Origin of the sequence: Micromonospora sp. WMMA1998 (genome assembly GCF_027497375.1) — a bacterium.
In the GTDB taxonomy this organism is placed as follows: domain Bacteria; phylum Actinomycetota; class Actinomycetes; order Mycobacteriales; family Micromonosporaceae; genus Micromonospora; species Micromonospora sediminicola.
Genome location: NZ_CP114911.1, coordinates 648,942 through 661,786, shown reverse-complemented (window position 1 = coordinate 661,786; position 12,845 = coordinate 648,942). Strand labels below are relative to the sequence as shown.

The window sequence follows — 12,845 nt, the reverse complement described above, 5'->3', positions numbered from 1 at the left end:
CGGCCGCCGGTGCCGTCGGGTGCGCCGACGCGTACCTGCACCCGCACGGCGCCGGTCTCGGGCAGCACCAGCGGCGCGGCGAACGTGAGGTCGCGGATGCGGGGGGCGCCGACCTCGTCGCCGGCGCGGACGGCCAGCTCGGCGAGCGCGGTGCCGGGCAGGAGCACGGCGCCGGCCACCACGTGGTCGGCGAGCCACGGGTGGGTGGCCAGCGACAGCCGGCCGGTGAGCAGGACCATCTCGGCGCCGGCGACGGCGACGGCCGCGCCGAGCAGCGGGTGGCCGGCGTCGCCGAGCCCGGCGCCGCTGACGTCGCCGGGGCGGATCCGGCCGGTGGGCAGCCAGTACCGCTGGTGCTGGAACGCGTAGGTGGGCAGGTCGATCCGGGTCGGCTCGGCGCCGGTGAACCAGGGCCGCCAGTCGACCGGCACGCCGTGCACGTGCAGGTCGGCCAGCGCGCCCAGCAACGCGGCTGTCTCGTCCCGGTCGCGGCGCTGGGCGGCGACCGCGAGCGCGTCGGGCAGGATCTCGGCGGTCAGCGCCGTGAGCACGCTCCGCGGGCCGATCTCCAGGAACGTGTCCACCCCGGCGTCGCGCAACGCGGTGACCCCGTCGGCGAACCGGACCGCCTGCCGGACGTGCCGCACCCAGTAGTCGGGATCGGTCAACTCCGCCGGGCCCGCGATCGCACCGGTCACGTTGGACACCACCGGTAGCAGCGGCGCGGAGAAGCCCAGCCCGTCCAGGACGGCGCGGAACTCGGCCAGCATGGGCTCCATCAGCGGGCTGTGGAACGCGTGCGACACGGTCAGCGCGCGGGTCCGGACGCCGCGTTCGTGCCACCGCCGCGCGATCCCGTCGAGGGCGTCGACCGGTCCGGAGACCACGACGGAGGACGGGCCGTTGACGGCGGCGACACCCAGGCCGGGCGCCCCGTCGAGCGACGCCAGCACGTCCGCCTCACCGGCGGCGACCGCGAGCATGCCGCCGCCGGTCGGCAACGCCTGCATGAGCCGGCCCCGCGCGGCGACCAGCGTGCACGCGTCGGGCAGCGACAGCACGCCGGCCAGGTACGCGGCGGTGACCTCGCCGATCGAGTGCCCACCGACGGCGTCCGGCACCACCCCGAACGACTCGACCAGCCGGAACAGCGCCACCTCGACCGCGAACAGGCCGGCCTGGGTGAACCGCGTCTGGTCGAGCAGATCGTCCTCGCCGAACAGCACCGGCTTCAGCGGCTGCGGCAGCAGCGGATCCAGGTGGTCGCACACCTCGTCCAGCGCGGCGGCGAACACGGGGAACGCCGCGTACAGGTCGCGGCCCATGCCGGCGCGCTGCGCGCCCTGACCGGAGAAGAGGACGGCCAGCCGGCCCCGCGCGGTGCGCGTACCGGTGCGGGTGCCGGCGGCCGGTGCGCCGGTGGCCAACGCCCGCAGCCCGGCCAGCAGCTCGTCCCGGTCGCCGGCGGCGACCACGGCGCGGTGGTCCAGGACGGTCCGGCCGGTCACCGAGGACCAGCCGACGTCGACCGGGCGGGCCGCGTCGTCGCCGGCGAGCCGGCGGGCCCAACGGTCGGCCTGCGCGGCGAGCGCGGCGTCGGAGCGGGCGGAGAGCAGCACCGGCGTGGGCGTGCGCGGCGTCGGGGCGGCGGCCCGGGTGGGTTCGGCCGGCGGCGCCTCGAGGACGACGTGGGCGTTGGTGCCGCTGACCCCGAACGAGGAGACGGCGGCGCGGCGGGGCCGGTCCGACTCCGGCCACGGCCGGGCCTCGGTCAGCAGCTCGACCGCGCCGGCGGTCCAGTCGATGTGCGGGGACGGCGCGTCCACGTGCAGAGTCGCCGGGGCGACGCCGTGCCGCATGGCGAGGATCATCTTGATGATGCCGGCGACGCCGGCGGCGGCCTGGGTGTGCCCCAGGTTCGACTTCACCGAGCCGAGCAGCAGCGGCTGGCCGTCCGGGCGGTCCTGCCCGTACGTGGCCAGCAGCGCCTGCGCCTCGATCGGATCGCCGAGCGTCGTGCCGGTGCCGTGCGCCTCCACCACGTCCACGTCGGACGGGTTCAGCCGCGCGTTGGCCAGGGCCTGCCGGATCACCCGCTGCTGCGACGGACCGTTCGGCGCGGTCAACCCGTTGGACGCGCCGTCGGAGTTGACGGCGGTGCCGGCCACCACGGCGAGGATCCGCCGCCCGTCGCGGCGGGCGTCGGAGAGCCGCTGCACCAGCAGCACACCGACGCCCTCGGCCCAGCCGGTGCCGTCGGCGGCGGCGGCGAACGACTTGCACCGCCCGTCGGCGGCCAGGCCGCGCTGGCGGGAGAACTCGATGAACGTGCCCGGGTTCGCCATCACGGTCACGCCGCCGGCCAGGGCCAGGTCACACTCCCCTGACCGCAGCGCCTGCGCGGCCAGGTGCAGCGCCACCAACGACGACGAACACGCGGTGTCCACCGTGACCGCCGGACCCTCCAACCCGAACGCGTACGCCACCCGGCCGGACACCACGCTGCCGGAGGTGCCGGTGCCCAGGTAGCCCTCCACGCCGTCGGGCAGGTCGCGCACCCCGGCCGCGTAGTCGTGGTACATCAGGCCGGCGAACACGCCGGTGCGGGAGCCGCGCAGGTTCGCCGGGTCCACGCCGGCGGACTCGAAGCTCTCCCAGGACGCCTCCAGCAGCAGCCGCTGCTGCGGATCCATGGCGAGCGCCTCGCGGGGCGAGATGCCGAAGAAGCCGCTGTCGAAGTCGGCGGCGCCGGCGAGGAAGCCGCCGTGCCGGGCGTACGAGGTGCCGGGGTGGTCCGGGTCGCTGTGGAACAGGGTGTCGAGGTCCCAACCCCGGTCGGTGGGGAACTCGGAGATTCCGTCGCGCCCGGCGGCCAGCAGCTCCCACAGGTCGTCGGGGCTGTCGATCCCGCCCGGGTAGCGGCAGGCCATCCCGACGATCGCGATCGGCTCGTCGACACCGGTGACCGCCATGGTGCCGGCCCGGTTGGCGGTGGCGCCGCCGAGTTGCTCGTGCACGTGCGCGGCCAGCGCGGCCGGGTTCGGGTGGTCGAAGACCAGGGTGGACGGCAGCCGCAGCCCGGTCGCGGCGTTGACCCGGTTGCGGAGGTCCACTGCGGTCAGCGAGTCGAAGCCCAGCTCCTGGAACGCCCGGTCGGCCGGCACCGCGTCCGCGCCGCCGTGGCCGAGGACCTGGGCGACGAGGCCCCGGACCAGCAGGTCGACCTCGGCGCGGGCCTCGTCGGCGGGCAGCGCGGCGAGCCGCCCGGCCCAGCCGTCGGCCGCCGCGCCGGCCTGCCGCCGGGCGGGTGCGGCGCCGGCGAGGGCGCGCAGCATCGGGGGTACGCCGCCGGCGGCCCGCAGCGCCGGCAGGTCGAGCACGGCCGGTACGAGCGTGGCGTCGTCGGCGGTGACGGCGGCGTCGAAGAGCGCGACGCCGACCGGGGCGGTGATCAGGCCGAGTCCGGCGCGGGTCACCCGGGACCGGTCGGCCGCGCCGAGTCCGGCCGCCATGCCGTCGGTGTCCCACATGCCCCAGGCGAGCGCGTGTGAGGGCAGGCCGAGGGCGCGGCGGTGGGTGGCGAGGGCGTCGAGGAAGGCGTTCGCGGCCGCGTACGCGCCCTGGCCGGGGGAACCGAGCACGCCGGCGATCGACGAGTAGGTGACGAACAGGTCGAGGTCGAGCCCGGCGGTGGCCTCGTGCAGGTGCCAGGCGGCGTCGGCCTTGGGGGCGAGGACCCGGGCCAGCCGGTCGGCGTCGGTGCCGGTGACGACGGCGTCGTCGAGCACGCCGGCGGTGTGCACCACCCCGGCGAGCCGGTCGCCGTCGGTGAGCCCGGCGACCAGGTCACGCACGGCGTCGGGGTCGGTGAGGTCGACGGCGAGCACCCGGACCCGGGCGCCGAGCGCGGTCAGGTCGCCGGCCAGTTCGGCCGCGCCGTCGGCGTCGGGTCCGCGCCGGCTGACCAGGGCCAGCGAGTCGACGCCCCACGCGGTGACCAGGTGCCGGGCGAGGAGGCCGCCGAGCGCGCCGGTGCCGCCGGTGACCAGGACGGTGCCGCCGCGGGTGCGCGGGGCGGGGGCGGGTGGGGCGTCGGCGCGTATCAGTCGGGGGGTGAGGGTGGTGTCGCCGCGCACCGCGACCTGCGCCGCGGTCGGGTCGGCGGCGGCGGCCGTGAGCAGCGCCAGGGCGGCGGCGTCGGGGTCCCGGTCGAGGTCGGCGAGGACGATCCGGCCGGGGTGCTCGGACTGGGCGGAGCGGACCAGGCCCCAGACGGCGGCGCCGGCCAGGTCGGTGGCGGGGTCGTCCGGCCGGGCCGGCATCGCGTCGCGGGTGAGCACGACGAGGCGGGCGTCGGCGGTCGCGTCGGTGGTCAGCCAGTCGCGCAGCGCGGCGAGCACGCCGGTGGTGGCGGCCCGGACCGTGGCCGGCGACGCCGGGCCGGTCGGCACCGGCAGCAGCACCAGCGGGGGTACGTCGCCGGCGGCGAGCAGTCCGGCCACGTCGGGGTGGGTGGGGGCGTCGGGCCGGGCGGCCAGCGGCGCGCCGAGCACCGCGACGGGGGGCGGTGTGGCCGGGGTGAGCGGTTCGGTGTGCCAGGCGACCCGGTACAGCGCGCGGGCGGCGCGGGCGGCGGCCGGCGGCTCGGCGGCGGTCAGCTCGCGCAGGACCAGCGCGTCGACGGTGACGACGGGCCGGTCGGTGGGGTCGACGGCGAGCAGCCGCACGGCCGTGCCGGCGCGGGTGAGCCGGACCCGCAGCGTGTCCGCGTCGACGGCGTGCACCTGGACGCCGGTGAACGCGAACGGGGCCTTGGGTCCGGTGGTGCCGTCGCCGGGCAGCAGCGCGGCGGGGTGCAGCGCGGCGTCGAGCAGGGCGGGGTGCACGCCGAACCCGGCGGTCCGGTCGGGGCCGGTCGCGGGCAGTGTCACCTCGGCGTAGACGGTGCCGTCGTCGGCCGTCCAGGCGCGGCGCAGGCCCTGGAACGCCGGCCCGTAGGTCATGCCGTGGCCGGCGAGGGCGTCGTACCAGCCGGTGAGGTCGGTCTCGGCGGCGTGCGGCGGGGGCCACGCGCCGAGGCCGGCGTCGTCGGTGGGAACGGCGGCGGTGAGCAGTCCCTCGGCGTGGCGGGTCCAGTCACCCTCGGGGTCGTCGTCGGGCTGGGAGTGGACGGTGACGGCGCGCCGCCCGGTGTCGTCGCGCGGGCCGACGCGGACCTGCACCGGCACGGCGCCCCGCTCGGGGAGCACCAGCGGCGTGACGACGGTCAGCTCGCCGATCCGGCAGGGGCCGAACTCCTCGCCGGCGCGCAGCGCGAGTTCGACGAGCGCGGTGCCGGGGATGAGGACCGCGCCGGCGACCACGTGGTCGGCGAGCCACGGGTGGGCGGCCAGGGAGAGGCGGCCGGTGAGCACGGCGGCGTCCTCGCCGGCCAGCCGCACGGCGGCGGCCAGCAGCGGGTGGCCGGCGGCGCCGAGACCGGCGCGGGTGACGTCGGCGCCGGCGCCGGCCGGGCGCAGCCAGTACCGGTCACCGCCGAACGCGTAGGTGGGCAGGTCGACCGGGCCGGTCGCGGCGCCGCCGAGGACCGGGGTCCAGTCGACGTGGCCGCCGGCGGCGACGAGTTCCGCCAGCCCGGTGAGCAGCGCGCGCGGCTCCGGGCGGTCGGCGCGTTGGATGGCGACGGCCGTCGCGGCGTCGGCGGTGTCCCGGACGAGCGCGGTGAGCACGCCGCGCGGGCCGATCTCCAGGAACGTGTCCACCCCGGCGTTCCGCAGCGCCGCGACGCCGTCGGCGAAGCGGACCGCCTGACGCACGTGCCGCACCCAGTAGTCGGGGTCGGTCAGCTCCCCCGCATCGGCGACCGCACCGGTCACGTTGGACACCACCGGCAGCAACGGCGCGGCGAACGTCAACCCGTCGAGCACGGTGCGGAACTCGGCGAGCATCGGCTCCATCAGCGGACTGTGGAACGCGTGCGACACGGTCAGGCGGCGGACCCGGACGCCCCGGTCCCGCCAGGAGTTTTCGATCTCGTCGAGCGCGTCGACCGGCCCGGACACCACGATCGACGTGGGGCCGTTGACCGCCGCGATCCCGACGTCCGTCCGGCCGGCGATCGAGTCGGCCACGTCGCACTCCGACGCGGCAACCGCGAGCATTCCGCCGCCGGCCGGCAACGCCTGCATCAACCGGCCCCGCGCCGCCACCAACGCGGCGGCGTCGGACAGGGACAGCACCCCCGCCACGAACGCGGCCGTCACCTCACCGATCGAATGACCACCCACGAAGTCCGGCACCACACCGAACGACTCGACGAGGCGGAACAGTGCCACCTCGACCGCGAACAGACCCGCCTGCGTGAACTGCGTCTGGTCGATCAGCTCCCCGTCACCGAACAGCACCGGCTTCAACGGCCGCGGCAGCAACGGATCCAGATGACCGCACACCTCGTCGAGGGCGGACGCGAACACCGGGAACGCCGCGTACAACTCCCGGCCCATCCCGGCGCGCTGCGCGCCCTGACCGGAGAACAGCACCGCGAGCGGGCCCCGGTCGGTGGCGCGGTCGGTGACCAGGTTGTCGGCCGGCTCGCCGGCGGCCAGCGCGCGCAGCCCGGCGGCCAGGTCGTCGTGGTCGGCGGCGAGCAGCACCGCCCGGTGCTCCAGCGCGGTCCGCGCGGTCAGCGACGCACGGGCCACGTCGGCGAGGTCGGGCCGGTCGGGCGCGGCCAGCGCGTCCGCCCAGCGGGCGGCCTGCCGGGCCAGCCCGCCGTCGCCGCGCGCCGACAGCAGCACCGGCACCAGCGGCGGCGTGGGCCGGTCGACCGGTTCGTCCGCGACCGCCGGTGGCTGCTCCACGATGACGTGGGCGTTGGTGCCGCTGACCCCGAAGGAGGAGACGGCGGCCCGGCGCGGTCGGCCGGTCTCCGGCCACGGCCGGGCCTCGGTCAGCAGCTCGACCGCGCCGGCCGACCAGTCGACGTGCGGGGTGGGCTCGTCCACGTGCAACGTGCGGGGCAGGACGCCGTGGCGCAGCGCCTGCACCATCTTGATCACGCCGGCGACCCCGGCGGCGGCCTGGCTGTGCCCGATGTTGGACTTGATCGAGCCCAGCCACAGCGGCTCCCCGGCCCGGTCCTGCCCGTACGTGGCCAGGAGCGCCTGTGCCTCGATCGGGTCGCCGAGGGTGGTCGCGGTGCCGTGCGCCTCGACCGCGTCCACGTCGGCGGTGCTCAGGCCGGCGGCGGTGAGCGCGGCCCGGATGACCCGCTGCTGGGAGGGCCCGTTGGGGGCGGTCAGGCCGTTGGACGCGCCGTCCTGGTTGACGGCGGAGCCGCGGACGACGGCGAGCACGCGGTGGCCGTTGCGGCGGGCGTCGCCGAGCCGCTCCACGACCAGCACGCCGACGCCCTCGGACCAGCCGGTGCCGTCGGCGGAGGCGGCGAAGGATCGGCAGCGGCCGTCGGCGGCCAGCCCACCCTGCCTGGTGAACTCGACGAACGCGCCGGGGGTGACCAGCACGTTGACGCCGGCGGCGACGGCCAGGTCACACTCGCCCTGGCGCAGCGACTGCACCGCGAGGTGCAGCGCCACCAGCGACGACGAGCAGGCGGTGTCCACGGTGACCGCCGGGCCCTCCAGGCCGAACGTGTAGGCGACCCGGCCGGAGATGACGCTGTGCGCGCCGCCGGTGAGCCGGTAGCCGTCCAGGTCGCGGGTCTCGTCGCCGGCACCGTAGCCGGACGGGGACGCGCCGACGAACACGCCGGTCGGGGTGCCGTGCAACGTGTCCGGCGCGACCGCCGCCTGCTCGAACGCCGCCCAGGTGGCCTCCAGCAGCAGCCGCTGCTGCGGGTCCATCGCGAGGGCCTCACGCGGTGAGATGCCGAAGAACTCGGGATCGAACTCCGTGGCCCGGTCGATGAACCCGCCGTGGCGGGTGAACGAGCGGCCCGGCGCGTCCGGGTCGGCGGCGTGGAGCCGGTCCAGGTCCCAGTCGCGGTCGGTGCGGAACTCGGTGATGCCGTCGCGGCCCTCGGCGACCAGCTCCCACAGCCCGTCGGGGTCGCTGACGCCGCCGGGGTAGCGGCAGCTCATCCCGACGATGGCGATCGGCTCGTCGACGGTCGGCGCGCCGGCCGGGGCGTCGGCGGCGGCGCCGTCGCCGTCGCCGTGGGGCAGCCGCAGCAGCGTGGCCAGGTGGCCGGCCAGCACGGCCGGGCTCGGGTAGTCGAAGATGACGGTGGTGGGCAGCGCCAGCCCGGTCGCGGCGGTGAGCTGGTTGCGCAGCTCCACGGCGGTCAGCGAGTCGAAGCCGAGGTCGCGGAACGCGCGCCGGGGGCGTACCGCGTCGCTGCCGGTGTGGCCGAGCACGGCGGCGGCGTGGTCGCGGACCAGGTCGGTGAGGCGGCGTTCCCGGTCGGCGGGGGCCAGGTCGAGCAGTTGCCGGCGCAGCGCGGCGGCCCGGTCGTCGACGTCGTCGGCGGGCCGTTCGGCCAGCGCCGCCCGGGCCTCCGGGATGTCGGCGAGCAACGGCCGGGGCCGGGCGGAGGCGTACGCGGGGGCGAACTGCGCCCAGTCGACGTCGGCGACGACGAGTGTGGTCTCGCCGTGCTCGACCGCCCGGCGCAGGGCGAGCAGCGCGGCGGCGGGTTGCATCGGGTTCAGGCCGCGCCGGCTGAGCAGCCGCTGCGCCTCCTCGGTGGTGGCCATGCCGCCCTCGGCCCAGGCGCCCCAGGAGATCGAGGTGGCGGTGCGGCCGGCGGCGCGGCGCCGCTCGGCGAGCGCGTCCAGAAAGGCGTTCGCCGCCGCGTACGCGCCCTGGCCGCCGCTGCCCCACACGCCGGAGATGGAGGCGAACAGCACGAACGCGTCGAGGTCCCGGTCGCCGAGCAGCTCGTCGAGGTGGGCGGCGCCGGCGACCTTGCCGGCCATCACGTGGTCGAACACGTCCAGGTCGGTGTCGACCAGGGCGGTGAGCCGGGTGATCCCGGCGGCGTGCAGCACGGCGGTCAGCGGCGCGACGTCGTCCAGCCCGGCGACGAGCGCGGCGACCTGGTCCCGGTCGGCGAGGTCGCAGGCGACGACGCTGACCCGTACCCCGTCGGTGGTCAGCTCGTCGACCAGCTCGCGGGCGCCGGGGGCGTCGGGGCCGCGGCGGCTGGTGAGCACCAGGTGCTCGGCGCCGTTGGCGGCGAGCCAGCGGGCGGCCTGCGCGCCGATCGCGCCGGTGCCGCCGGTGATCAGCACGGTGCCGCGCGGTTGCCAGCCGGTGAGCTGCCCGGAGGTGCGGGCGGTGGTGCGGGCCAGCCGGCGCGTGAACGTCCCGTAGGGGCGCACGGCGACCTGGTCCTCGTCGCCCGCGCCACCGCCGAGGACGCGGAGGACCTCGGTCCACGTCGCCGCGTCGGGGTCGGCGGGCAGGTCGAGCACGCCGCCCCACTGCCGGGGGTGTTCCAGGCCGACCACCCGGGCCAGGCCCCACAGGGCGTGCTGGGCGGCGCTGGCCACCGGCTCGGCCGGGCCGGTGCCGACCCCGCCGCGGGTGAGGCACCACAGCGGCGCGGTCAGGCCGGCGTCCTGCAGGGCCTGCACCAGCCGGGTGGTGGCGACCACGGCGGTGGGGACGCCGGGGTGCCCGGGATGGTCGGTGTCGGCCAGCCCGAGCAGGGACACGATCACCGCCGGTCCGCCCGGCTCGTCGGTCAGCCGGGCCGCCAGCTCCGCCCGGGTGGCGCGGGCCGGGTCGACGGCCAGGGTGCGCAGTGCCGCGCCGTCGGGCAGGGCGGCGGCGAGCGACTCCAGCCAGGCGTCCACGCGGGCGTCGTCGGCCGGGCGCAGCACCAGCAGGTCACCGGTGACGGTGGCGCCGGTCGCCGGGGCGGCCGGCTGCCACACCACCCGGTACGACCAGCCGTCCAGCACGGCCCGTTGGAGGCGGGCGCGGCGCCACGACGACAGCAGCGGCAGCGCCGGGGCGAGCACCTGCGGGTCGGCGTCCCCGGCGGTGAGCGCGGCGACGTCGGCGCGTTCCACCGCCGACCAGAACTCGACGTCGACCACGTCCGGCCCGACCGGCCCGGCGGTGGACGCGGCCATCCGCTCCGGCCAGTAGCGCCGGCGCTGGAACGGGTACGTGGGCAGGCCGGTGAGGACCGGCGCGGGGGCGAGGACCCGGCGCAGGTCGACCGGCAGTCCCTCGGCGTGGGCGTGGGCGAGGCTGGTCAGCAGCCGCAGCCGGGCGTCCTCGCCCCGGCGCAGCGTGGACAGCGCGCGCCCGGTGGTGCCGGTGTCGTCCAGGACGGCGGCCACCGACATGGTGAGCACGGGATGCGGGGACACCTCGACGAAGTCGGTGTGCCCGGCGGCGATCGCGGTCCGCACGGCGGCGTCGAACAGCACCGGCAGGCGCAGGTTGTCGGCCCAGTGGTCGGCGTCGAGCCGGGCGCCGGCGAGCCAGTCGCCGGTGACCGTGGAGATGATCGGCACGTCACCGTCGCGGGGGGTCAGGCCGGCCAGTTCGGTGCGGAGACGGTCGGCGGCCGGCGCCACGGCCGGGGAGTGCGAGGCGTAGTCCACGGCCACCAGCCGGGCCCGTACCCCGTCGGCGACCAGCGCGGCGACGAAGTCCGCCACCGCCTGCCACGGCCCGGCCACGGCGGTGGTGGCGGGGCCGTTGACCACGGAGACGGTGACGCCCTCGGGCAGGCGGGCGGTCAGCTCGGCGGCCGGCAGGTCGACGGCGGCCATGGTCCCGGTGCCGGCGACGTCGGCCAGCGCCCGCAGCCGCAGCGCCAGCACCCGGACCGCGTCGGCGAGGGTCAGCGCGCCGGCCACGTGCGCCGCGACGATCTCCCCCTGGGAGTGGCCGATCACGGCGCGCGGGCTCACGCCGGCGTGCCGCCAGAGCCGGGCCAGCGCCACGCCGACGGCGAACAGCGCCGGCTGGGCCATCTCGGAGCGGGTCAGCCAGGTGTCGTCGGCGCCGGTGAGCAGCGCGGTCACGTCGACGTCGAGCCAGCGGTCCAGTTCGGCCTGGCACTCGGCGAGGGCGTCGTCGAAGACCGGGCAGGCGCCGATCAGCTCGGCGGCCATGGCGGCGTGCTGGGCGCCCTGGCCGGGGAACACCCAGACCGGTCCCTCGCCCGCCTCGCCGGCCTGGCCGCTGACGACGCCACCGGTGGGCGTGCCGGCGGCGACGGCGTCGAGACCGGCGAGCAGCTGCGCCGGGTCGGCGGCCACCACGGCCGCCCGGTGCTCGAAGACCGACCGGGTGGTGGCCAGCGACCAGGCCAGTCGGGCCGGGTCGAGGTCGGCGTGTTCGCGGACGTGGCGGGCCAGGCGGGCGGCCTGCTCGCGCAGCGCGTCGGCGGAGCGGGCGGACAGCGACCAGACGGTGGCCGGGCCGGCGACCAGGGCGGGCCGCTCGTCGTCGGGCGTCGGGGCGGGGGCGGCGTCGACCTGTTCCAGGATGACGTGGGCGTTGGTGCCGCTGATGCCGAACGAGGACACCGCGGCCCGGCGCGGCCGCTCCACCCGCGGCCACGGGCGGGCCTCGGTGAGCAGGGACACCGCGCCGGCGGACCAGTCGATGTGCGGGGACGGCGTGTCGACGTGCAGCGTCGCGGGCAGCCGACCGTGCCGCATCGCCTGCACCATCTTGATCACACCGGCGACGCCGGCGGCGGACTGGCTGTGCCCGAGGTTCGACTTGACCGAGCCGAGCCAGAGCGGGTCGTGCCCGTCCCGGTCCTGCCCGTACGTGGCCAGCAGCGCCTGCGCCTCGATCGGGTCGCCGAGCGTGGTGCCGGTGCCGTGCGCCTCGACCGCGTCGACGTCGCCGGCGTCGAGGCGGGCGTTGCTCAACGCCTGGCGGATGACCCGCTGCTGCGACGGCCCGTTCGGGGCGGTGAGCCCGTTGGACGCGCCGTCGGAGTTGATCGCGCTGCCGCGCAGCACGGCGAGCACCGGGTGGCCGTGGCGGCGGGCGTCGCTGAGCCGCTCGACGAGCAGCAGACCGACGCCCTCGGCCCAGCCGGTGCCGTCGGCGGCGGCGGCGAACGACTTGCACCGCCCGTCGGAGGCGAGCCCGCGCTGGCGGGAGAAGCCGACGAACGCGCTGGGGCTGGCCATCACGGTCACACCGCCCGCGAGGGCCAGGTCGAACTCGCCGGCCCGCAGCGCCTGCGCGGCCAGGTGCAGCGCGACCAGCGACGAGGAGCAGGCGGTGTCCACGCTGACCGCCGGCCCCTCCAGACCCAGCGCGTACGCGATCCGGCCGGAGACGACGCTGGTGACGGTGCCGGTGAGCAGGTAGCCCTCGTCGGCGTCCAGCGCGCCGCCGTCGGCGCCGACGCCGTAGCCGTTGGCGGCGGTGCCGACGAACACGCCGACCTTCTGCCCGCGTACCGAGGACGGGGCGATGCCGGCGGTCTCGAACGCCTCCCAGGAGGTCTCCAGCAGCAGCCGCTGCTGCGGGTCCATGGCGAGGGCCTCGCGGGGTGAGATGCCGAAGAACTCGGCGTCGAACCCGGCCGCGTCGTAGAGGAAGCCGCCCTGCTGGGTGGTGGAGCGGCCGGACCGGTCGGCGGACGGGTCGTAGAGGTTGGCCAGGTCCCAGCCCCGGTCGGTGGGGAAGCCGCCGATCGCGTCACCGCCGCCGTCGACCAGGTCCCACAGCTGCTCCGGGGTGGACACACCGCCGGGGTAGCGGCAGGACATCGCGACGATCGCGATCGGCTCCCGGGCCGCCGCGGTCAACTGCTGGTTGAGCTGCTTGAGCCGGCTGGTCTCCTTGAGGGAGGCCCGAAGCGCCTCGACGACCTTGTCTGCGGACGTGGACAT

Annotated in this window: 1 protein-coding gene (only partly in view); it reads right to left on the bottom strand. The window is 77.2% G+C overall.

All coding sequences use genetic code 11. From position 1 onward, the window contains the following. Positions 1-12,845 carry the 5' portion of a type I polyketide synthase gene (locus O7600_RS02905; protein WP_281592149.1) on the bottom strand. The gene continues 16,774 nt to the left of window position 1, outside the view, so 12,845 of the gene's 29,619 nt are visible here — the first part of the coding sequence; its start codon is at positions 12,843-12,845; the stop codon falls past the left edge of the window.